We start from the raw sequence: 21,459 nt of genomic DNA on the forward strand, positions 1-21,459 counted from the left end.
AGTGGCTTTATTTAAGAAGAAAAACTACATTCGCATCAATCCTAATCGAGGTCAGCTGCCAACGAACGAACCAGTCGTACCAGATAATCTTTGGGCGAAATGTCCTAGTTGCAAACGAACGCTTTATACGAAGGAGATGGGGGCAGAGAAAGTCTGTCCTCACTGCGGGTATAATTTCCGAATCAGTGCCTGGGAACGGATCGCTATCACGATTGATGAGAAAAGTTTTGAAGAATGGGACACAGATGTAACCACAAAAGATCCTCTTGATTTTCCTGGATATTTGGATAAAGTCGCCCAAATGCAAGAAAAAACTGGGTTGCATGAGGCTGTCCTCACAGGAGAAGCAAAAGTTCAAGGATTGCCGTTAGCGATCGGAATCATGGATGCGAATTTCATCATGGGCAGTATGGGAACGGTCGTAGGGGAGAAGATTACCCGTTTGTTTGAACGTGCGATCGAAAAACAGCTACCAGTTGTTCTTTTTACCGCTTCAGGTGGTGCGCGGATGCAAGAAGGAATTTTGTCACTGATGCAAATGGCAAAAATCTCTGCGGCGGTAAAACGCCACAGTAAAGCTGGCTTGTTTTATCTAACGGTTTTAACGGACCCGACAACCGGTGGCGTCACCGCTAGTTTTGCGATGGAAGGGGATATCATCCTGGCAGAACCGCAAGCCTTGATCGGTTTTGCTGGACGACGTGTGATTGAACAAACCATTCGTCAGGAACTACCTGAAGACTTTCAAAAGGCAGAGTTTCTGTTAGATCATGGCTTTGTCGATCAAATCGTTCCGCGGACGAACTTGCGGGAGAAAATCCACCATTTGATTTCTTTGCATACGCGGAAAGGATGGGATCGTAATGACTAGAGCAGCCCACGAAATCGTTGAACTCGCTCGCAGCAAAGACCGTTTGACGGCACTGGATTACTTTGACGGCATTTTTTCTGAGTTTGAAGAGTTTCATGGAGACCGTCTGTTTGGCGAAGATGAAGCCGTTGTTGGCGGCATTGCTTGTTTAGATGGCAAGCCAGTGACCGTGATCGGTATTCAAAAAGGCCGTAATCTGCCTGAAAATTTACGCAGAAACTTTGGCTCGCCACATCCTGAAGGTTATCGCAAAGCGTTACGCTTAATGAAGCAAGCAGAAAAATTTCAGCGACCTGTGGTCACATTGATCAATACAGCAGGGGCGTTTTGCGGTATTGGCGCGGAAGAGCGCGGAGAAGGCGAAGCGATTGCCCGTAACTTGATGGAAATGTCCGATTTAACGGTGCCGATCTTGGCAATCATCATTGGTGAAGGCGGCAGCGGCGGTGCCTTAGCACTGGCATTAGGCGATGAGGTTTGGATGATGGAACATTCGATCTATGCCATTTTATCTCCCGAAGGCTTTGCTTCGATCCTATGGAAAGATGGCAGCCGTGCCAAAGAAGCTGCTGGCTTGATGAAGATCACAGCTCAAGAACTATATGAACTCGGTGTTATTGAAAAAGTGATTGCTGAAACCCATGAAGAGGCCTTTTTACCGAAAGAGCAATTGATGGAACAGATGAAAGCGGCAATTTCAACGAAACTTGCCGAACTTTCTACCTTGCAAACAGATGAATTGCTTGAGGCAAGGTATCAACGTTTTCGCCGATTTTAAAAACTAGGATATCCACTCTGATTAGAGGATGGGTATCCTAGTATTTTTTTATTAAAAGTGTTATTGAATAAATCGTACAAATGGCGAAGTTTTTAGTTTAAAATTTAATTATTCTGTGCTATTATGTATATATTCTGAATATAAGAAGATTATATTGCATAAATATTTGTTTTGAAGAGGAGCGTTTTTAATGAAAAAATTATTTGGAGCACTTGTTGTATTGACGGGGATTTTGGTTTTAGGAGCTTGTGGGAATGGCGGCTCATCGAGTACTGGAAGTTCTAGTGCCAGCGGTTCGTCGGATAATCAATTGGAAGCCATCAAAGCAGCTGGTGTGTTAAATGTGGCAACTTCTGCTGACTTTGCCCCGTTTGAATTTCATGCCTTGATCGATGGCAAAGATACGATCGTGGGCGCAGATATCGATATGGTCAATGAGATCGCTGATCGTCTTGGTGTCGAAGTGAATATTTTGGACCTTGATTTCAATGCTGTTTTGACTGCTTTGCAACAAGGGAAAGCCGATATCGCTGTTTCAGGCATCTCAGCAACTGACGAACGTAAACAGACTTTTGATTTCACCGATAACTATTTTACACCAGAACAAAAATTAGTTGTTAATAAAAACAATGAATCGGCATTTGATTCAATCGAAAGCTTGTCTGGCAAAAAAGTAGGCGCTCAAAAAGGCTCGATCCAAGAAATGATCGTTCAAGATCAATTAGCTGATTCGCAATTGGTTTCCATCGCCAAAGTTCCGAATCTAGTCAATGAATTGAAACAAGGCTCGATCGACGGTTTGGTCCTTGAAAGTGCGGTTGCTGAATCGTATGTTGCACAAAATGATGACCTCGTGATCACTGATGTAGCATTAGAAGCATCTGAAGGCGATTCTTATGCAATTGCTTTACCTAAAGGGAGTACCGAATTACAAGAAGAACTAAACAGTATTTTGAAAGAATTGATTGAAGATGGTACAATCGATGAGTATGTACAAAAGAACACAGATCTAGCCAACGAAAATGCGGCGCAATAGATAGAACGGAGTAGACACAATTATGGATTTATCCTTTTTAGCGATATATTACCCTTATTTTCTTTCTGGTGTGGTGATCACCATCGTGATCTCTATCATCACCGTGATCTTTGGAACGATTCTAGGGGTGATTTTCGCCCTGATGAAATTATCAAAAGTGACGCCTTTGCGCTGGTTTGCTAATGCGTATATTGAAGTCATCCGCGGCACACCGATGCTGGTGCAGATATTGATCGCTTTTGGTCTTTTGCAAGGAATGTTTGCCTTGCCGACGGTCTCGATCGGCGTGTTGAGTCTTGATTTTGGGCGGCTATTTCCTGGGATCATTGCGCTCTCGCTTAATTCTGGGGCATATGTTGCTGAGATCGTCCGAGGGGGAATCAATGCCGTTGATTACGGTCAAACAGAAGCGGCTGGTTCTTTAGGGTTGCGGCCTTTTCAAACGATGCGTTATGTCGTATTGCCACAAGCACTACGCAACATTTTGCCGCCACTAGGCAATGAATTTATCGTTTTGATTAAGGATTCCTCTTTGCTTTCAACGATCGGCATCTACGAGCTGATGAACAGTGCGCAGATCGTTGTCACCAGTTCTTTCCAACCATTAACGCCTTTCTATGTGGCGGCGGTCATTTACTTCATCTTGACGTTTACGACTTCGCGACTATTGAGTTTATGGGAAAAGAAACTAGGCAAAGGCTATCGTCGTTAAAAGGAGAAGACAAGCTATGATGTTAGATATTCAAGATTTACACAAAACCTTTGGCAGCAATCAAGTGCTAAAAGGGATCACAACGACGATCGATCAAGGAGAAGTCGTAGTGGTGATTGGGCCATCTGGGTCAGGAAAAAGCACGTTTTTACGCTGTTTGAACCTATTAGAAGTACCGACAAGCGGAAAAATCTTTTTTGAAGGAACCGATATTACCGATCCAAAGAATGATTTGTATAAGATGCGTGAAAAAATGGGTATGGTATTTCAAAATTTTAATCTTTTTCCGAATATGACGGTTTTAGAAAACATTACTTTGTCCCCGACGAAAGTCAAGAAGGTAGCAAAATCGGCGGCTGATCAGTTGGCAAAACAACTACTAAATGATGTTGGCTTACCAGACAAAGCAAAAGCCTATCCTCAAAGTCTTTCTGGTGGACAAATGCAACGAATCGCTATCGCACGTGCCTTGGCGATGGAACCAGACGTGATGCTCTTTGATGAACCGACTTCAGCGTTAGACCCAGAAATGGTTGGCGAAGTATTGTCCGTCATGCAGCGTTTGGCTCAGCAAGGAATGACGATGGTCATCGTCACTCATGAAATGGGCTTTGCGAAAGAAGTCGCGGATCGGATTTTATTTATGGATCAGGGAATCATTATGGAGGAAGGAACGCCAGAACAGATCTTTGATCATCCGAAAAATCCACGAACCATTGATTTTTTGAGTAAAGTATTGTAAACTGCGAGAAGTTCGCAGTTGTTAGTGATAAATTTGGACCTTTCCTAAGCATCCTTTCAGTAAAAGGATGCTTTTTTGACGGAAAAAAGACTACTTTAAAGAAGTGATAGAACAAACGGTTGTCTTGGCAGGTTCCTTTTTCAGTTCTTTTACAAGAAACCTGCAGAAACTGGCGCACTTGCTAGTATTCAAAAAGATTCTATTGTATAATTACAGGTTGAAGAGGTCTGATCTTGATAGAAACCATCTGCGTGATTGTAGGCAGATCGGACTGTTTCTTTTTAAGGATCGACAATTTGGATCGATGACTAGTCGCCGATTTTTAATACGTGAAGAAATCATGCAGCAAAGGAGATTTTATGTTTTCAAATTATAAACCGACTTGGATGGTCGATGCGATTTATAAAATCACCCCTAGCCAACTAAAGGCACAGGGGATCAAAGGGATTTTGACCGATCTTGATAATACCTTGATTGCTTGGAACAATCCTGACGGAACCGAAGAACTAAAAAACTGGCTACTGGAAATGAAAAATGCTGGGATACCGGTAGTTGTCGTTTCCAACAACAATAGTGAACGAGTGGCACGGGCAGTTGCGCCCTTTGGCTTGAAATACGTACACCGCGCATTAAAACCTTTTTCAAGAGGGATCAAACAAGGCTATCAGCAATTAGGCTTGAAAAAAGAAGAGGTCGTGATGATCGGCGATCAAATCATGACGGATGTACGAGGTGCCAATCGTGCCGGTGTTCGCAGTATTTTAGTGAAACCAGTGATCCCAACGGATTCTTGGAAAACCCAATTTAATCGAGCCGCAGAAAGAAAAATCATGAACTATTTATTGAAGCACAACCCAGAGTTAAAATGGCGTGGAGGAATTTAATATGACAGAAGGAATCGAAGAAATTCACTGTATCGGCTGCGGGGCAGTGATTCAGACAACGAACCCCAATGAATTGGGCTACACCCCGCAATCCGCATTAGAAAAAGGACTTGAATCAGGAGAAGTCTATTGTCAACGCTGCTTCCGTTTGCGCCATTACAATGAGATCCAAGATGTTTCCCTTACAGACGATGATTTTCTGCGTCTACTGAATGAAATTGGGGAAAAAGAAGCCTTGATCGTTAATGTCGTCGATATTTTCGATTTTAATGGTTCATTGATCCCAGGACTGCACCGCTTTGTCGGCAATAATCCTGTTTTATTAGTGGGCAACAAGGTGGATATTTTACCAAAATCTTTGAAAAAATCGAAGATGACCCAATGGATGAAGGAACGTGCCCATGAAGCTGGTTTAAGACCAGTGGATGTATTATTGACGAGTGCCAAGAAGCCAGGTGAAACGGAAGCTTTACTGCAAGCGATCGAAACGTATCGTGAAGGACGCGATGTCTATGTGGTGGGTGTGACGAATGTTGGAAAATCAACATTGATCAATCAAATCATCAAACAAACAGCGGGGATCAACGAATTGATCACGACTTCGCGTTTCCCGGGAACCACATTGGATAAAATCGAGATTCCCTTGGATGACGGACACTTCTTGATCGACACACCAGGAATCATTCATCGTCATCAAATGGCGCATTATTTAGGTAAAAAAGATCTAAAAATCGTGGCACCAGCCAAAGAGATCAAACCAAAGGTGTATCAGTTGAATCCAGAACAAACTTTGTTCTTAGGAGGACTTGCCCGATTTGATTTCATTCAAGGAGAACGCAGTTCATTTATTGCTTATGTAGCAAATGATGTGGCGATCCATCGGACCAAATTAACGAAAGCCGATGAGTTTTATGAGAAACATGTTGGTGGGCTGCTGCAGCCGCCGCGAGCAGATGAAGTGGCGGATTTTCCTGAACTCGTCCGTTTCGAATTTTCAATCAAAGAAAAAACCGATATCGTTTTTGCGGGACTTGGCTGGATCACGATCACCAAACCGTGTGTCATCGCTGGGTGGGCGCCAAAGGGTGTCGATGTGCTTAGACGTAAAGCATTAGTATAAGGAAGAAGGAAGAATATGGACTTACGAGGAAAACAAAAAAGATTTTTACGAAGTGAAGCGCACCATTTAAACCCGATTTTTCAAATCGGCAAAGGCGGCTTGAATGACGCGATGATGGCGCAAATTGAAGAAGCGCTAGAAAAACGAGAATTGATCAAAGTCTCATTGCTCCAAAACACCGATGAGGTTGCTGACGAAGCAGCTGAAACGATCCGTGAGAAAGTCGGCTGTGAAGTGGTACAGATCATCGGACGAGTGATCGTTTTATTCAAACCGTCAAGCAAAGAAAAATACCAAACGATTTCAAGCAAAGTTCGTTCAATTTAGGAGGGAGAAGGCATGCAAGGACAAACATTTGGAAAGGTACAAACGGTTTTAGAGACACAAACACAAGAACTTGTACCGAAAAAGCAAGTGGGCATTCTTGGTGGGAATTTTAATCCAGTACACTACGCACATCTGGTCATGGGTGAGCAAGTAGGGCAAGCATTAGGGCTGGATAAAGTTTATTTCATGCCTGAGTATTTACCGCCTCATGTTGATGAGAAAAAGACGATCCCAGCTGAGCACCGCTTGGCGATGTTGGAGTTGGCGATCGCCGATAATCCGCGATTTGCTGTAGAGACCATTGAGTTGGAACGAAAAGGTAAGAGTTACACGGTTGATACGATGCGGGAATTGACAGCTAAGAATCCAGATACCAATTATTATTTTATCATTGGCGGGGATATGGTGAACTATTTACCAAAATGGCATCAAATCGATGAGCTGATGGAATTGGTGACTTTTGTGGGGGTTCGTCGTCCAGAAGTGCCGATCGATAGCCCATACCCGATTATTTGGATCGATATCCCGCTAATGGATGTCAGCTCAACAACAATTCGTAAAAAAGTGCAACAAGGTTGTTCGGTTCGCTACTTATTGCCAGATAATGTGTTACACTATATTCAAGAAAAGGGGTTGTACTTGGATGAAGAGTGAACACTACACACAAGCAGAACGGGAACTTTTGATGCAAAAGGTCCAAATGCAGATGAGTCAAAAGCGCTTTGAGCATGTGTTAGGTGTCGAAAAAACGGCCGTTGCCCTTGCGGAAAAATATGGTGCTTCACCGGTCAAAGCCAGCATCGCCGCCTTGACGCATGATTATGCGAAAGAACGCAGCGATGAAGAATTTCAATTAGTCATTCGTAGAGACGGATTCGACTTGGATCTCTTGAACTGGAACAATGCCATCTGGCATGGACTTGTCGGTGCTGATTTCGTTCAACGAGAATTAGAAATCGATGACGAAGAAATCTTACAAGCGATCCGTTTGCACACCACCGGAGCTGCTAAGATGAGCCTGTTAGATAAAATCATCTATGTGGCAGATTATATCGAACCCGGACGTACGTTTCCTGGAGTCGTTGAAGCCAGAGAGATCGCAATGATTGACTTAGATGCCGCTGTTGCTTACGAAACGAAACATACCTTGCTTCATTTGATCGAAACAGAAGCAGTTATCTACCCAAAAACGATCGAAACCTACAATTTTTGGGTAGCCAAATATAGGAGGGAATTACCATAGATAGTCAGAAAATATTAGAAATTGCTGTAAAAGCCGCCGATTCAAAACATGCCGAAGATATTATGGCATTAGATGTGCGGGAAATCTCTTTGCTAGCAGATTACTTTGTGATCTGTTCAGGAAATAGCGAACGTCAAATCAATGCGATCATTGATGAAGTCATCGATAAAGAAGAAGAAAATCAAGTATCTGTTCGTCGTGTCGAAGGAAAAGATGGTGGAAAATGGGTCTTGATCGACTTAGGTGACGTGATCGTTCACGTATTCAGTGCCTCAGAACGTGCTTTTTACAACCTAGAAAAATTATGGTCTGATGCGCCGCTTGTGGATCTTAATGAATGGGTCGTGGCGTAATGGCTTACGAAACCTTCGCATTTGTCTATGACGAAGTAATGGATTCCAGTCTCTATAAAAAGTGGCTGGATTTTTCTTGTCGTCATTTAGGAAAAAGAAAACAGCTGTTAGAATTGGCTTGTGGAACTGGTGCGTTAGCCGTTGAGTTTGCCAAGGCTGGTTTTGACGTGACTGGGTTAGATCTTTCAGAAGAGATGCTGATGATCGCTAGTCAACGGGCTGAAAAAGAAGAGGCGGCTGTGCAATTTGTTGCGGGTGACATGCTGGATCTCGTAGATGTTGGCACCTATCAAGCAATTACCTGCTATTCTGACTCCCTTTGCTACATGGAAGACGAGCAGAGTGTGCAGCAAGTGTTTGATGGTGTTTACAGTTGTTTAGAAGAAGATGGCGTCTTTTTATTTGATGTGCATTCCGTATATCAAATCGATGAAGTCTTTCCTGATTATAGCTATCATTACCAAACCGATGAATTTGCCTTTCTTTGGGAAAGCTATCAAGGCGAAAAAGACCATAGCATTGAACACTTCTTGACCTTTTTTGTTGCACAAGAGAATGGGTTGTTTGAACGCTTAGATGAGCTTCATCAAGAAAGAACCTATCCTCTTGAAAGCTATTTAAGAATGTTAGAAAATGCTGGTTTTGCTAATGTTGAATGCTATGCCGATTTTATCGATACGAAGCCAAATGAAAAAAGCCGTCGCTGGTTTTTTGTCTGCCATAAGTAACCGTTATGTAAAACAGGAGGGATGTCGATGAAGGCTTGCGGACTAGTCGTAGAATACAATCCTTTTCACCATGGACACCAATACCATGTGGAAAAAGCACGGCAAGTAACGAACGCTGATGTCGTCGTTGCGGTGATGAGTGGGAATTTTTTACAGCGTGGCGAACCAGCAATCATCGATAAATGGCAGCGAGCTCAAGCAGCACTACAACATGGCGTAGACTTGATCGTCGAATTGCCCCCCGCTTGGGCCGTCCACTCTGCTGATTTTTTTGCAGCGGGAGCGATTAGGATTCTGCAGGATCTGCAATGTGAGTTGTTATGCTTTGGCACAGATACGAAACAACCCTTCGACTATGCCAAGTTTGCTCACTTTGAAAAAGAAAATCAACTAATGATCGATGACGCATTTCAACGCTTAGCGAGGCAAAATGCTACCTATAGTCAAAAAATGAGTGCGGTTCTCAGTGAGCTTTATCCTGAGTACCATGCAGAAAAAGATCAGCCGAATCATCTGTTGGGTATGGCGTATGCACGGGAAGTGTTACATTATGAAAAACCATTGCGCTTGGTCCCCATCCAACGTGTTGCGGCGTCCTATCATTCAGAACAATTCGATCATCCCACGATCGCCAGTGCAACAGCCATTCGCCAAGCAATCAAACAAGGTGCAGCTGTTGCGGATTTTGTTCCGGAAGCTACACAAAACTTTCTTTCACAAGCAACAGTCGACTGGGAAGCTTTTTGGCCGTACCTTCAATACCAGATCATTTCTGCCCCTCTTGAAAAATTAGCGGCTATTTACCAGATGGAAGAAGGACTAGAATATCGACTGAAACAATATGTGACGGCGGCGGATTCTTTTGCAGATTTCATCAAGTTGTTAAAGACGAAGCGTTATACCCAAACGCGGCTGCAGCGCCTTGCTTGTTATGTATTGTTCCAAGTGACAAAAGCTGAAATGAAGGAAGCCCAAGAACATTCCTTTATTCGAGTCTTAGGGTATACGAAGCAAGGGCAGCACTATTTAAAAGAGGTCAAAAAAGAGCTGACCCTGCCGCTGATCGCTAAATTCGGTAAGCAAGAAGCACAGCGCTACGGCTTGTCATTGCGGATCGACCAGATCTATCAGCAAGGGAATCCTCAAATCACAGAACAAAATTTTCGAAGAATTCCGCTTTTTATTGATAAATAAGTGAAAATTACTTCACAGAACGCCATTTGACAAGTATAATGAATAAGGATTTTTAAAAACAAGAAAGCGAAGTGAAATCATGGGTCGTAAATGGGCAAATATCGTAGCGAAGAAAACTGCTAAAGATGCAAACAATAGCCGAGTTTATGCAAAATTTGGAATCGAAATCTACGCAGCAGCAAAATCGGGTGATCCTGATCCTCACGCGAACCAAAAATTACGCTTTGTTATCGAACGTGCGAAAACCTACAATGTGCCAAAACACATTATTGACCGTGCGATTGAAAAAGCCAAAGGTTCTGGCGATGAACAATACGCAGAACTTCGATACGAAGGATTTGGACCAAATGGATCAATGGTGATTGTCGACACGTTGACAAATAACGTCAATCGTACCGCAGCCGATGTTCGGGCCGCTTTTGGTAAAAACGGCGGGAATATGGGTGTTTCAGGGGCTGTTGCTTATATGTTTGATAACACGGCACTCTTTGGCTTTGCCGGTGACGATGCGGATGAAATCTTAGAATATTTGATGGACAAAGAGATCGATGTTCGTGATGTTGTTGAAGAAGATGGACAAATCATCGTTCACGGTGAACCAAGTGACTTCCATGCCATTCAAGAAGCCTTGAAAGAAAAAGGAATCACTGAATTCTCAATTGCAGAAATGCAAATGATTCCTCAAAATGAAGTAACCTTGACGGGTGACGATCTAGAAAAATTCGAAAAAATGATCGATGTGTTAGAAGATCTTGAAGACGTACAAAACGTCTATCACAATGTGGCAGATGCGGAAGAATAAGTGTCACTTGGCAGCCTAGAGACAATCTGGCTGCCATTTTTTTAGTATGTTTTTTTATGTAGAGACTTTGTCGCTTATGCAAGAGAAATAATGAAGCGGTAGCGTTGCTCATTTACTGAAAATTCTTCTGTGTTGATCATCTTTTCAGTTGGTTTCTATACATTTTATGTGTTATGATTTACTACATAAGCAAACAAATCGTTAGGGGGGCAGACATGGAAGAAAAAATCGTTTTAGAGCCATTTAATCGAATCTTAAGTGGTTTTGAAAAGCTAGCAGAAGTGTCTGTATCGATTTCTGACTGCTCGGCTCTTTGTCGGAAATATCAAAAGTATGGGGTGGAAGGGTATCGTCTAGGTGATTATCGTGGCTCTTCTTATTTGAATCGTTATTTAAATGTCGTCGTTGATCGCGCACCCTTATTAATATATAAAGAGCGATTCTTGATTCCTTTAGTCTTTCGCATGTCGGAATACTCTGAACGGCTCTTTATCGATGAGTATCGAATGGAAGGGTTCTTCTTGCTGTTGGATTGGCTTTTAGAGCACCGACCAGAAAAAGCAATTATTGATTATAAACGAACGCGTGCTTTGCCTCATAGAAAAGAATTTGTCATCGACAGTTCCTATGTACTTTTTCGATTGACAGAAATTCTGGATGGCGCTGGCTTTCCTCTTAGTCGCTTTACGACGATTGAAGAATTTAGTGAGTGGAATCGTACCCATCGCTTGATCGATAACGGCAGCATTGGACGACATACAAAATTATTCGTTCCAGAAGATCCCGAACACGTTTCTGAGCTGCAAATGATTTTAACCATCGTAGGGATGCGCTATCCAGAAACCCGTTTATTTATTGGCGAGTTAAAAGGCTAAAAAAACATCACTTTCGGCTTGTTTCCTTTGGGAACTCGCCGAAAGTGATGTTTTTTGTTATACGATCGTTGATGCTTCTTGGAACTGATAAGTGGTAGGATCAGCTTTTGCTAGCAGCGGCAATTCCTCTTGGGTGAGGACGGTCAACTGATGCATCGCCCGTGTCGCCATTGTATAAAAAATCAATTGGTCTTGTTCAGTCACGAAAGTGGCACCTGGTGTCCAGACAAATACTTGGTCAAACTCTAGCCCTTTTGCTAAAAAGGCCGGGAAGATCATCACATTGCGTTTCATGAAGTCTTCTTCAGAGGTGATCAGCTGCACTTGTTCCTGCATTGTTTCTGCCAGCTGGGCATATAACTGCTGGCAATCCTTTGCGGTTTTACAAATGATCGCGGTGCGCCAACGCTGATTCTCAGCGGCGTCACGAATACTGGTTTCTAGGAAAGCCAGATTTTCAGTTGCAGTTCCTTTAACAATTGTTGGTACCGCCCCTTTACGAGCCGTCAATTCCACTTGATCACTGCCAACTAAAAATTGATTGGCGAAATCTGTGATTTCCTTAGTCGAACGATAGCTGGTTTTCAATTGATAACGTTTCACACTTTCGCGGGGGAATAATTCTGCTAATGCCCCGACGATCGTTTCATTGCCATACACTTTTTGATTCAAATCGCCGCACAGGGTGATGCCAGCCTTTGGATAAAGCTGACGCAGTAGAGCCACTTGTGCTGGTGGAAAATCCTGCATTTCATCGATAAAGATAAACCGAGCTTTTTCTTCGACGTGAACAGGATAAAGCTGTTTGATCAGTAAGAAAAACAAAACGGCGTCTTCTTGTTTGATCTGTCTTTGGCGCATGCCTTGTCGAATATCGGCAATACTTTGCTGCCAAGCCGCAGCCTCGATGCCAGTTTCTTTGACTGCAGCAGACTCAACCGATTGTAAAAAGTGTAAGTATTGCTTGGCTTGGTTGATAAACTGAAAGTTTTTCACTCCCCGCGTCAAGGAACGGAACTTCTTGCGGACGATCTGCTGTCTAAGTTTCTTCCGCAAACGGCGTTCGTTTTCTTCGCTGTATTCTTGATGAGGATCATTGGCAAATACTTGTTGCAATTGTTCTTCGGTCGCTTCTTTGACCCAGTCTTTTTTGGCTTCATCTTTTTCCAAGCCGCCGATTTTTTTTAATAATTTCGTTTGAAGCAGTTGGGTTCTTTGGTAAATCGGCAGTTCGTTATTGGTTTCTTGATACCAGCGGCGAATCTGTTCTTTTGTCAAATAGGTTTGCCCTTGGATTTTTAGATCACGGAACAAGGGACCGATCGGTGCAATCGAACGGACATAACGGTTGATTTTTTCCACCAAGAAAAGACTACTTTTGATTTTTTCAATGGCATCATCATCGTCGCCGCTTAAAAAGGTTTCTTCTTGTTGGGTTTCTTTCGTCACTTCATAGCCAGTCAGAATCAATTGGATAAAGTGGTGGAAGGTTCTTGTGGGCACTTCACTTTCACCTAAAGAAGGCAGGACCATGGAAATATAGTCAGAAAACAAATGATTGGGTGAAAACAGCAAGACTTGTTTTTCGTCCAACCATTTGCGATTCCGATAAAGTAAAAAGGCGACCCGCTGCAACAAAGCAGAGGTTTTCCCACTTCCAGCAATCCCTTCGATCAGTAAGAATTTATTGGTGGTATCACGAATGATTTGATTCTGTGCTTTTTGGATCGTTGAAACGATGTTACGCATTTGAGAAGAAGAGGCTTCATCCAATATTTCCAACAAAAATTCGTCATTGATGATCTCCGAAGTATCGACCATCGACAAGATTTCACCATTTTGAATTTTAAATTGGCGTTTCAAAAGCAATTCTACCGTAAACCGATCAGTGTCTGTTTCGTAGAAGGTCTCACCAAGCTCTCCTTCATAGTAAAGATTGGCGATCGGTGCGCGCCAGTCAATGACGATCGTTTCTTCATCTTTGTCTCGCAATGAAGCGATCCCCAAATAGAGGGTCTCGGTTTCTTGTTCTTCTTTGAAATCGATTCGAGCAAAATACGGATTGCCCGCCATCGTTGTTAAGGTTTTGACGCGTTTTTCTTGTGATTCAGCGGTTTGGTATTTTATCAGCAATTCTTGTTCATGCTGCTGGTACTCGATAACTGATTCATAAAAGGCTTCACTGTCGCCCCCGCGAATTTTCTTATCGGCGATTTCTTTTAATTGATCATCCATTTTAGCGGCTAACTCTTGTTTTTGCTGCGAAAGGATCGCTTGTTCTCTGTGGATCAGAGCAATGGTTTCATTGACATGTTGTTGTTCTTTTTGACGTTCGTTCACGAAGGATCCTCCTTAAAAAAATTGCGACATAAAATTATAGCATATTTTCCCTGCGAATGTCGTGGAAAAAAAGAAACTATGCTAATATTTATAAAAAGAGCTTAGGTGTTCAAAAACGAAACGAAAAAGAGGTGGAGACGGTGAGGGAAGAAGCAGAATTGCACCAATTGATCCTGTCTGTGGGGAAACGTGTCGGGGCACGTGCCATCGGTTTATCTGGTTCACGGACCGATCCACAGGCGCCAAAAGATTTTTTGCAAGACTTTGATGTGGTTTACGTTATGGATGATATTCAGCCCTTGGTCGATGATCCTTCATGGTTAGAAGCCTTTGGGCCGATCATGATCAAGCAAACACCTGAAGCAAGCACTATCTATCCGCCAAGTTTGGGCGGGTGTTTTACGTACTTGATGCATTTTTTAGACGGAGTAAGAATCGATCTCATGCTATGTCCACTTGCACTGGTCGATCGTCTGGCTAACGAACCAGGCTTGCAGCCGCTGCTTGATCCAGACCAAATACTAAGTTTTGCTAATCAAGCAAATCATTCGCATTACTGGATCAAGCGCCCGACCCAAGCCGCTTTTCAGGAACACTGCAACGAATTTTGGTGGGTAAGCACGTATGTCGTCAAAGGGCTGCTTCGAAAGCAGCTGATTTATGCTGCGGATCATTTATACACCATTTGTTGGCAAGAATTGTTATGGATTGAAGATTTGTTCGTTGCCCAAGCTCAGCAATTTCAGGTGAGTACTGGGAAAAATCATAAATACCTACAGTCGTTTCTAACGGAAAAGGAGTGGCGGGAATTGACCTCATTACTTGATTTTTCCACGATCACTGCCTGCGGTCAGTCCCTCTTGAAGATGCAAAAACGTTTTGATGGCCAAGCAAAGAACATCAGCGAGAAATTAGGGTTGGCCTATGATTGGCAAGAAGCTGAGAATGTCCAAGCATATACGAAGTATTGGAGTGAAAAAAATTGGCAGATGGAACCAGAGAATCAAAAATAAAAGACAGTCAGATTCAGGCGTTTTGGCAGCGGTTTTTAATAGCAAATCCAAGAAATCAATCTCCTTTGACCTATGAAGATGCTTGGTCCTTTGGTGATACACCACAAATGGCCGATGAACTGGCAGCACTGGTTTTAGCTGGCAAAAAGACGGCAACGACATCTGCCGCTGCGCTCTATGAAATCGAGCAAGAAGCATTGCCGCAATCAGGAACCTATAGTGTCCTTTTAAATGGGTCGGATGTACCAAAAGCTGTTCTTTACTTAGAGTCAGTGTCGATCGTGCCTTTTGATGAGGTGACAGCAGCCTTTGCCTTTTTAGAAGGGGAAGGAGATCGCACTTTGGCTTATTGGCGCCGTGTTCATGAAGCTTTTTTTCGACGAGCCTATGACTCAGCGGGTTTGTCTTTTCACGATCAAATACTGTGTGTTTGCGAAAAGTTTTCTGTCGTTTATCAGGAAGAATAAAGTCATGGTTTTCTTTGGAAACCAAGGCAATAGTTTTTGTCTTTTTGAAAAAGGTGTATAATCAAAAGCAAACAAAGGAGGAAATCGTATGCCATTTATCCATGTCGAACTAGTTGAAGGACGTTCGCAAGAACAATTGACGAATATGATGAAAGAAATCACTGAGGCGGTCCATAAAAATACAGGCGCCCCTAAAGAGCATATCCATGTTATCATCAATGAAATGAAGCAAGGAACCTATGCTGTGAATGGCGATTGGAAATAATTCTCTTGCTTTTTTATCAAGAGAGTGGTTTAATTGAGCCATAATCGATCAATAAAAAAGACACCTGAATTTGAGAGTCTTCGATAAGAGAGGGAAATCTTGGCTGAAAATTTCCTGGAAGAAAACCAAAGGATGACCACTTTTTTAAGACCTCTGTTGAAACGGAGGCGGTTGAACCGTTATCTCATGAAGAGGAAAACAGACTTTTTCTGTTTTTGAAGAATAGGTGGAACCACGAGTGATCGTCCTAGTATCGTAACCGATACTAGGACTTTTTTTATTGATTGAAATCATCAAAGGAGGACATTCATATGTCATTATTTATTACATTTCCTGATGGCGCAAAAAAAGAATTTGCTGTTGGGGTAACAACCAAAGAGATTGCTGAAAGTATCTCGAAAAGTCTTGCAAAGAAAGCCTTAGCTGGAAAAGTCAATGGACAACTGATCGATCTTTCACGTCCGATCGAAGAAGATGCAACGATAGAGATCGTGACACCCGATCATGAAGACGCCTTAGGCTTACTTCGTCATTCGACAGCTCATTTAATGGCTCAAGCTATGCGCAGACTCTATCCATCGATCCATTTTGGGGTAGGACCTGCAATTGATTCTGGTTTTTACTATGACACAGACAATGGGGAAAACCCAGTAACTACAGAAGATTTACCAGCAATCGAAGCAGAGATGATGAAGATCATCAAAGAAAATCTGCCAATCGAACGCCGCGTGTTAACAAAAGAAGAAGCGTTGACCCTTTTTGCCGAAGATCCATACAAAGTAGAGTTGATCACTGAATTACCAGATGATGAAACGATTACTGCCTATCAGCAAGGTGAATTTGTCGATCTTTGCCGCGGTCCTCACGTCCCATCAACTGGTCGTATCCAAGTGTACAAATTGTTATCAGTGGCAGGTGCTTACTGGCGTGGAAGCTCTGACAACCAGATGATGCAACGGGTATACGGAACAGCCTTTTTCGATAAAAAAGACTTGAAGGAATTTATCCGTTTACGGGAAGAAGCAAAAGAACGCGATCATCGCAAATTAGGAAAAGAATTAGAATTGTTCATGTTATCACCTGAAGTCGGCGCTGGTTTGCCTTTCTGGCTGCCAAAAGGAGCTACGATCCGTCGTACGATCGAACGGTATATCGTGGACAAAGAAATCAGCTTAGGGTACCAACATGTGTATACACCAATCATGGCAAACGTGGATCTATACAAAACCTCAGGGCACTGGGATCATTACCATGAAGACATGTTCCCGCCAATGGATATGGGTGATGGGGAAATGTTAGTATTGCGACCAATGAACTGTCCGCATCATATGATGGTTTATAAAAATGACATTCATTCGTATCGTGAGCTACCTATTCGGATCGCTGAATTAGGCATGATGCACCGCTATGAAAAATCAGGGGCATTATCTGGATTGCAACGGGTTCGGGAAATGACTTTAAACGATGGGCATACATTCGTCCGTCCGGATCAAATCAAAGAAGAATTCAAACGGACACTTGATTTAATGATCGGTGTTTATGAAGACTTTAATATCACCGATTATCGTTTCCGTCTAAGTTATCGTGATCCACAAAACAAAGACAAATATTTTGATGACGATGCAATGTGGGAAAATGCGCAAACGATGCTAAAAGCCGCTATGGATGAATTAGAATTGGATTATTTTGAAGCAGAAGGCGAAGCAGCTTTCTATGGACCAAAACTAGATGTCCAAGTGAAAACAGCTTTAGGCATGGAGGAAACCTTGTCAACGATCCAATTAGATTTCTTATTGCCTGAACGGTTTGACCTAACGTATGTTGGTGAAGATGGTGAAAACAACCACCGTCCAGTGGTGATCCACCGCGGAATCGTTTCAACAATGGAACGCTTTGTGGCTTATCTGACGGAAGTCTATAAAGGCGCATTCCCAACTTGGTTGGCGCCGATCCAAGCATCGATCATTCCAGTTTCAGTCGAAGCTCACAGTGACTATGCTTACGAAATCAAAGAACGCTTGCAGGCACAAGGACTGCGGGTAGAAGTGGATGACCGCAACGAAAAAATGGGGTATAAGATCCGCGCATCACAAACCCAAAAAATTCCTTACCAAATCGTTGTTGGGGATCAAGAAGTCAATGACGCGACAGTCAATATCCGTCGCTACGGCAGCAAAGAGACTCAAGTCGAAGAATTGAATCTGTTTGTTGATGCAATGGCTGCAGAAGTGAAAAACTATAGTCGAAAATAGTTTTATGATGGATGAAGCGAAAAAGCACCTTCTTTAAGACGGTGCTTTTTTGTCTAAATTCATAAAAATAAATAAATAGGTTTTGTTATGATGATTATATTGTAGTATAATTGATAAGTGGCAAAAATGAAAAAAAGAAAAGGAGTTTGTGATGAATTATAATTACGGAGTTAGAAAGAAATCGGTTGTATCGGTCATTTTATTAACATTTATTACTTGTGGCATTTATACATTCTTTTGGATGTACCAAACAACCAAAGAGCTGGCAGAGTACAGCGGGGATAATCGTCTTTCGCCAGAAACGTCGATTTTACTCACGATCCTTACTTGCGGATTGTACCAAATTTATTGGTGGTATCGAATCGCGGATATCTTTATGAGTGCACAACAACGAGCGAATATGCCTCGTCTAAGTGACAACAAAATCCTTTTTGTCGTCTTGAGCCTTTTTGCTTTTGATTTCATCAACATGGCGATTTTACAAGGAGATATGAACCAAATGTGGGAAGCAGCTGATCAAAATGCCATGACCTCATCTAACAATACAAACGATTCGTCTGATTCAGATGATTGGGTCGATTATTGATTTGTCCGTTTAAATGGTTAACGGGGTTTCCTTGTCCAGGTTGTGGCATGACGCGCGCCTACTTGCACTTATTTCAGGGTGATCTTGAAGGAGCGCTGCATTTTCATCCCTTGTTTTGGTTAGTGCCGATCGTATTCGGAATCGTTTTGTTCAAAAAAAATCCGAAAATCAGCAAACTTTACCACAGTCACAACCTGTGGCTGACCTTGACACTTTTGGTACTAGTGGTTTATGGTGGTCGGCTCTGGCTTCATTTCCCACATGACGCGCCAATGGACTTTGATCCAGAGAGCATTTTCCCACAACTACTACGTCGGATTGGTCAAGTGATTCACTAACAGCCATTCACCCAAGCATTAAAAATCTTTAAGAAAATGCTTTGTTTTTTTCTGAAAGCGAAGGGAACATGCGACAGTAGTTGAATCTTTATGAAAATTGTGTTATATTTACAATGTAATGATACTTAGAGTGAGTGAGCGGTTTTTTCGCTCACTCTTTTTAATGGAATGAAGTTCGTTTCGTTGAGAAATAAAGGAGGCGATGTTGTGAGTACGGTAGTGGAAACTGTTACAGATATAGTGACCCCTATTCTGGATGCGCAAAAATTTGAATTAGTTGAAGTAGAATTCGTGAAGGAAGGGAAAAATTGGTTTCTTCGTGTGTTCATCGATAAAGAAGGCGGAATCGATATCGAGGAATGTGCCTTTGTCAGTGAACAACTTAGTGAACAATTAGACCAATGCGAACCTGATCCTATTCCACAGGCCTATTTCTTGGAAGTTTCTTCCCCTGGCGCCGAGCGTCCATTGAAGAAAGAAGCAGATTATCAACGGGCAGTCGGCGAGTACATTCATGTTTCTTTATATCAACCGATTGATGGAGAAAAACAGTTCGAAGGCTTTTTACAGTCATTCGACGAAAATCAGCTAGTTATTAAGACCCGAATCAAAACCAGAGAAAAAGAACGAACGATCGACCGGAAAAATATTGCCAAAGCTCGTTTAGCCATTCAATTTTAAACACGGAGGAATGAAAGAATCATGAGTAAAGAAATGTTGAATGCATTGGATGCATTAGAAGCAGAGAAAGGCATTTCAAAAGAGATTGTCATCGATGCCTTGGAAGCGGCATTGGTTTCAGCCTACAAACGTCATTACGGGCAAGCACAAAATGTGGAAGTTGAATTTGATCAGAAAAAAGGCAACATCCACGTCTATGCAGTCAAAGAAGTGACAGAAGAAGTCATGGACTCGCAACTAGAGGTTTCATTAAAAGAAGCGATGACAATCAATCCCGCTTATGAAATCGGCGACAAAATCCGTTTTGAAGTAACGCCTAAAGACTTTGGTCGTATTGCGGCGCAAACGGCAAAACAAGTCATTTTGCAACGGGTCCGTGAAGCAGAAAGAAACATTATCTATAACGAATTTAGTGCGTACGAAAAAGACATTCTGCAAGGAATCGTTGAACGCCAAGACAATCGTTATATCTATGTAAACTTAGGCAAAATTGAAGCCGTGCTTTCAAAACAAGACCAAATGCCAAATGAGTTTTATCAACCCCATGATCGGATCAAAGTATTCGTTTCTCGTGTTGAAAATACTTCGAAAGGCCCTCAAGTATTCGTTAGCCGTAGCCATCCAGATTTGCTACGCCGATTATTTGAACAAGAAGTGCCAGAAGTATATGATGGTACTGTAGAGATCGTAAGTATTGCTCGTGAAGCAGGGGATCGTGCCAAAGTCGCTGTTCGTTCCTTTGATGCCAACGTCGATCCAGTCGGCACTTGTGTCGGCCCTAAAGGTCAACGGGTTCAAGCGATCGTCAATGAACTAAAAGGCGAAAACATGGACATCGTGGAATGGAATGAAGATCCAGCGATCTTTATCGCCAATGCGTTGAATCCAGCAGAAGTCAGCGACGTTATTTTCGACGTTGATAATCCGAAAGCATGTACTGTTGTCGTTCCTGATTACCAATTATCATTGGCGATCGGTAAACGCGGACAAAATGCTCGTCTAGCAGCCAAATTGACTGGCTTCAAAATCGATATCAAATCAGAAACAGATATGGAAGAGTTTTATGCGAAGCTGGATGAAGGCGACTATATCGATGAGTATGATGCAACTGCTTCAGAAGCTGCTGAAGAAATCAGCACAGAAGCAACAGAATCTGCAGAAACAGTTGATGAAGCGATCCTTCCATCAGACATGACTGCGGATGATTATGAAAATGTTGAGTTTGACGAAAAATAGTTGAGGTGAGATCGTGATGAAAAAACGAAAAATTCCTTTACGAAAATCAGTGATTTCAGGCGAAATGCTACCTAAGAAAGAAATGCTTCGTATCACTCGTTCAAAAGAAGGCGTTGTTTCCATCGATCCGACAGGAAAAATGCCAGGTCGGGGAGCTTATATAGCGATCGAACCGGCTGAAGCCCAGAAAGCATGGGATAAGCGTATCTTGGATCGAGTGCTGGAAACGAAATTGACAGATGAATTTTACCAAGAACTATTGGACTATGTAACGCACCAAAAAGCGCGAAAAGAGTTATTTGCAAATGAATAAAACCAAAGCATTAAATATGTTAGGACTAGCCATGCGTGCTGGGAAATTAGTGACTGGTGAAGAAATGACTTTAAAAGAGATTCGCAATGAGAAAGCTGCTTTGGTCATTGTCGCCAGTGATGCTGGTAAAAATACACAAAAGAAAATTAAGGACAAAAGTTCTTATTACGAAATTCCGCTCCTAGATGCATTTTCTGCTGATGAAATCAGTGCGGCCATTGGGAAACCAAGAATGGTCATTGGCATCTTAGATCAAGGATTTGCAAGGAAGGTGCAGGAATTAATATTAGGTTAGGAAGGTGA

The 21,459-nt window shown here is 42.4% G+C and carries 26 protein-coding genes; 25 read left to right on the forward strand and 1 reads right to left on the reverse strand.

The window, feature by feature from the left end; genetic code table 11:
• Position 1: 1 nt before the first annotated feature.
• The 15 genes from accD (at position 2) to IGK61_RS07470 (ending at position 11,665) form a co-directional block, all read left to right on the forward strand.
• Positions 2–871, forward strand: a complete 870-nt coding sequence (gene accD, locus IGK61_RS07400) for an acetyl-CoA carboxylase, carboxyltransferase subunit beta (protein WP_005225897.1) — start codon at positions 2–4, stop codon at positions 869–871.
• Entirely contained in the window at positions 864–1,649 is a 786-nt protein-coding gene (locus tag IGK61_RS07405; protein WP_010748087.1) for an acetyl-CoA carboxylase carboxyl transferase subunit alpha, read from the forward strand. Before accD ends, IGK61_RS07405 begins: the two co-directional genes overlap by 8 nt.
• 190 nt (positions 1,650–1,839) lie before the next feature.
• Positions 1,840–2,685 (forward strand): transporter substrate-binding domain-containing protein, encoded by an 846-nt coding sequence (locus IGK61_RS07410; protein WP_074536434.1) that lies wholly within the window; start codon positions 1,840–1,842, stop codon positions 2,683–2,685.
• A 22-nt stretch (positions 2,686–2,707) separates the two neighbouring features.
• Positions 2,708–3,397, forward strand: a complete 690-nt coding sequence (locus tag IGK61_RS07415) for an amino acid ABC transporter permease (RefSeq protein ID WP_005225900.1) — start codon at positions 2,708–2,710, stop codon at positions 3,395–3,397.
• Positions 3,398–3,413: 16 nt separating this feature from the next.
• Entirely contained in the window at positions 3,414–4,139 is a 726-nt protein-coding gene (locus IGK61_RS07420; protein ID WP_005225901.1) for an amino acid ABC transporter ATP-binding protein, read from the forward strand.
• 359 nt (positions 4,140–4,498) lie between these two features.
• Positions 4,499–5,023, forward strand: coding sequence for a YqeG family HAD IIIA-type phosphatase (locus tag IGK61_RS07425; protein ID WP_005225903.1), 525 nt, complete (start codon positions 4,499–4,501; stop codon positions 5,021–5,023).
• A gap of 1 nt (position 5,024) precedes the next feature.
• Positions 5,025–6,143 carry a ribosome biogenesis GTPase YqeH gene (gene yqeH, locus IGK61_RS07430; RefSeq protein ID WP_010748089.1) on the forward strand — a complete coding sequence of 373 codons (1,119 nt, stop codon included), beginning with the start codon at positions 5,025–5,027 and terminating at the stop codon, positions 6,141–6,143.
• 15 nt (positions 6,144–6,158) lie between these two features.
• The gene (gene yhbY, locus IGK61_RS07435; RefSeq protein ID WP_005225905.1) at positions 6,159–6,470 is read left to right on the forward strand and encodes a ribosome assembly RNA-binding protein YhbY; all 312 of its coding nucleotides are present in this window, start codon (positions 6,159–6,161) and stop codon (positions 6,468–6,470) included.
• A gap of 12 nt (positions 6,471–6,482) precedes the next feature.
• Complete coding sequence (locus IGK61_RS07440; RefSeq protein WP_005225906.1) at positions 6,483–7,124, forward strand: nicotinate-nucleotide adenylyltransferase; 642 nt, start codon at positions 6,483–6,485, stop codon at positions 7,122–7,124.
• Positions 7,114–7,713, forward strand: coding sequence for a bis(5'-nucleosyl)-tetraphosphatase (symmetrical) YqeK (gene yqeK / locus IGK61_RS07445; RefSeq protein ID WP_005225907.1), 600 nt, complete (start codon positions 7,114–7,116; stop codon positions 7,711–7,713). The genes IGK61_RS07440 and yqeK overlap by 11 nt, the downstream gene beginning before the upstream one ends.
• Before the next feature lie 11 nt (positions 7,714–7,724).
• Positions 7,725–8,066: a ribosome silencing factor gene (rsfS, locus tag IGK61_RS07450; protein WP_034695537.1), complete on the forward strand. Its 342-nt coding sequence runs from the start codon at positions 7,725–7,727 to the stop codon at positions 8,064–8,066.
• The gene (locus IGK61_RS07455; protein WP_034695540.1) at positions 8,066–8,794 is read left to right on the forward strand and encodes a class I SAM-dependent DNA methyltransferase; all 729 of its coding nucleotides are present in this window, start codon (positions 8,066–8,068) and stop codon (positions 8,792–8,794) included. The genes rsfS and IGK61_RS07455 overlap by 1 nt, the downstream gene beginning before the upstream one ends.
• A gap of 27 nt (positions 8,795–8,821) precedes the next feature.
• Positions 8,822–9,988, forward strand: coding sequence for a nucleotidyltransferase (locus IGK61_RS07460; protein WP_074536432.1), 1,167 nt, complete (start codon positions 8,822–8,824; stop codon positions 9,986–9,988).
• A gap of 79 nt (positions 9,989–10,067) precedes the next feature.
• Complete coding sequence (locus tag IGK61_RS07465; protein ID WP_074536431.1) at positions 10,068–10,790, forward strand: YebC/PmpR family DNA-binding transcriptional regulator; 723 nt, start codon at positions 10,068–10,070, stop codon at positions 10,788–10,790.
• A gap of 215 nt (positions 10,791–11,005) precedes the next feature.
• Entirely contained in the window at positions 11,006–11,665 is a 660-nt protein-coding gene (locus tag IGK61_RS07470; RefSeq protein ID WP_005225912.1) for a hypothetical protein, read from the forward strand.
• Between the two features lie 57 nt (positions 11,666–11,722).
• On the opposite strand, the gene helD is transcribed toward IGK61_RS07470, so the two are convergent.
• Positions 11,723–14,005, reverse strand: a complete 2,283-nt coding sequence (helD, locus tag IGK61_RS07475) for an RNA polymerase recycling motor HelD (protein WP_438844780.1) — start codon at positions 14,003–14,005, stop codon at positions 11,723–11,725.
• A 140-nt stretch (positions 14,006–14,145) separates the two neighbouring features.
• Here helD and IGK61_RS07480 point away from each other — a divergent pair, with 140 nt between their 5' ends.
• The 10 genes from IGK61_RS07480 (at position 14,146) to IGK61_RS07525 (ending at position 21,451) form a co-directional block, all read left to right on the forward strand.
• Positions 14,146–15,018 (forward strand): aminoglycoside 6-adenylyltransferase, encoded by an 873-nt coding sequence (locus IGK61_RS07480; protein ID WP_074536429.1) that lies wholly within the window; start codon positions 14,146–14,148, stop codon positions 15,016–15,018.
• Positions 14,988–15,485 (forward strand): ASCH domain-containing protein, encoded by a 498-nt coding sequence (locus IGK61_RS07485; protein ID WP_074536428.1) that lies wholly within the window; start codon positions 14,988–14,990, stop codon positions 15,483–15,485. Before IGK61_RS07480 ends, IGK61_RS07485 begins: the two co-directional genes overlap by 31 nt.
• Before the next feature lie 88 nt (positions 15,486–15,573).
• Positions 15,574–15,750, forward strand: coding sequence for a 2-hydroxymuconate tautomerase (locus IGK61_RS07490; RefSeq protein WP_005225916.1), 177 nt, complete (start codon positions 15,574–15,576; stop codon positions 15,748–15,750).
• Between the two features lie 311 nt (positions 15,751–16,061).
• Positions 16,062–18,002: a threonine--tRNA ligase gene (gene thrS / locus IGK61_RS07495; protein ID WP_074536427.1), complete on the forward strand. Its 1,941-nt coding sequence runs from the start codon at positions 16,062–16,064 to the stop codon at positions 18,000–18,002.
• A 151-nt stretch (positions 18,003–18,153) separates the two neighbouring features.
• Positions 18,154–18,588 (forward strand): DUF4234 domain-containing protein, encoded by a 435-nt coding sequence (locus IGK61_RS07500; RefSeq protein ID WP_008378150.1) that lies wholly within the window; start codon positions 18,154–18,156, stop codon positions 18,586–18,588.
• A complete protein-coding gene (locus IGK61_RS07505) occupies positions 18,585–18,926 on the forward strand; it encodes a DUF2752 domain-containing protein (protein WP_225582180.1) in 342 nt (113 codons plus the stop codon). Before IGK61_RS07500 ends, IGK61_RS07505 begins: the two co-directional genes overlap by 4 nt.
• A 207-nt stretch (positions 18,927–19,133) precedes the next feature.
• Positions 19,134–19,607, forward strand: a complete 474-nt coding sequence (gene rimP / locus IGK61_RS07510; RefSeq protein ID WP_005225920.1) for a ribosome maturation factor RimP — start codon at positions 19,134–19,136, stop codon at positions 19,605–19,607.
• A gap of 21 nt (positions 19,608–19,628) precedes the next feature.
• Positions 19,629–20,843, forward strand: a complete 1,215-nt coding sequence (gene nusA / locus IGK61_RS07515; RefSeq protein ID WP_074536426.1) for a transcription termination factor NusA — start codon at positions 19,629–19,631, stop codon at positions 20,841–20,843.
• A 16-nt stretch (positions 20,844–20,859) separates the two neighbouring features.
• Positions 20,860–21,156, forward strand: coding sequence for an RNase P modulator RnpM (gene rnpM, locus IGK61_RS07520; protein ID WP_005225922.1), 297 nt, complete (start codon positions 20,860–20,862; stop codon positions 21,154–21,156).
• A complete protein-coding gene (locus tag IGK61_RS07525) occupies positions 21,149–21,451 on the forward strand; it encodes a YlxQ-related RNA-binding protein (RefSeq protein WP_015509584.1) in 303 nt (100 codons plus the stop codon). The genes rnpM and IGK61_RS07525 overlap by 8 nt, the downstream gene beginning before the upstream one ends.
• The last annotated feature ends 8 nt before the right edge of the window (positions 21,452–21,459 follow it).

The sequence above is a fragment of the Enterococcus sp. AZ063 genome, from assembly GCF_051715045.1.
In the GTDB taxonomy this organism is placed as follows: Bacteria; Bacillota; Bacilli; order Lactobacillales; family Enterococcaceae; genus Enterococcus_D; species Enterococcus_D casseliflavus.

Excerpts from the sequence above, each read along its gene's own strand:
- IGK61_RS07405 (WP_010748087.1), top strand. The coding sequence starts at position 864 with ATGACTAGAGCAGCCCACGAAATCGTTGAACTCGCTCGCAGCAAAGAC.
- IGK61_RS07410 (WP_074536434.1), top strand. The coding sequence starts at position 1,840 with ATGAAAAAATTATTTGGAGCACTTGTTGTATTGACGGGGATTTTGGTT.
- IGK61_RS07415 (WP_005225900.1), top strand. The coding sequence starts at position 2,708 with ATGGATTTATCCTTTTTAGCGATATATTACCCTTATTTTCTTTCTGGT.
- IGK61_RS07420 (WP_005225901.1), top strand. The coding sequence starts at position 3,414 with ATGATGTTAGATATTCAAGATTTACACAAAACCTTTGGCAGCAATCAA.
- IGK61_RS07425 (WP_005225903.1), top strand. The coding sequence starts at position 4,499 with ATGTTTTCAAATTATAAACCGACTTGGATGGTCGATGCGATTTATAAA.
- yqeH (WP_010748089.1), top strand. The coding sequence starts at position 5,025 with ATGACAGAAGGAATCGAAGAAATTCACTGTATCGGCTGCGGGGCAGTG.
- yhbY (WP_005225905.1), top strand. The coding sequence starts at position 6,159 with ATGGACTTACGAGGAAAACAAAAAAGATTTTTACGAAGTGAAGCGCAC.
- IGK61_RS07440 (WP_005225906.1), top strand. The coding sequence starts at position 6,483 with ATGCAAGGACAAACATTTGGAAAGGTACAAACGGTTTTAGAGACACAA.
- yqeK (WP_005225907.1), top strand. The coding sequence starts at position 7,114 with ATGAAGAGTGAACACTACACACAAGCAGAACGGGAACTTTTGATGCAA.
- IGK61_RS07455 (WP_034695540.1), top strand. The coding sequence starts at position 8,066 with ATGGCTTACGAAACCTTCGCATTTGTCTATGACGAAGTAATGGATTCC.
- IGK61_RS07460 (WP_074536432.1), top strand. The coding sequence starts at position 8,822 with ATGAAGGCTTGCGGACTAGTCGTAGAATACAATCCTTTTCACCATGGA.
- IGK61_RS07465 (WP_074536431.1), top strand. The coding sequence starts at position 10,068 with ATGGGTCGTAAATGGGCAAATATCGTAGCGAAGAAAACTGCTAAAGAT.
- IGK61_RS07470 (WP_005225912.1), top strand. The coding sequence starts at position 11,006 with ATGGAAGAAAAAATCGTTTTAGAGCCATTTAATCGAATCTTAAGTGGT.
- IGK61_RS07490 (WP_005225916.1), top strand. The coding sequence starts at position 15,574 with ATGCCATTTATCCATGTCGAACTAGTTGAAGGACGTTCGCAAGAACAA.
- thrS (WP_074536427.1), top strand. The coding sequence starts at position 16,062 with ATGTCATTATTTATTACATTTCCTGATGGCGCAAAAAAAGAATTTGCT.
- IGK61_RS07500 (WP_008378150.1), top strand. The coding sequence starts at position 18,154 with ATGAATTATAATTACGGAGTTAGAAAGAAATCGGTTGTATCGGTCATT.
- nusA (WP_074536426.1), top strand. The coding sequence starts at position 19,629 with ATGAGTAAAGAAATGTTGAATGCATTGGATGCATTAGAAGCAGAGAAA.
- rnpM (WP_005225922.1), top strand. The coding sequence starts at position 20,860 with ATGAAAAAACGAAAAATTCCTTTACGAAAATCAGTGATTTCAGGCGAA.
- IGK61_RS07525 (WP_015509584.1), top strand. The coding sequence starts at position 21,149 with ATGAATAAAACCAAAGCATTAAATATGTTAGGACTAGCCATGCGTGCT.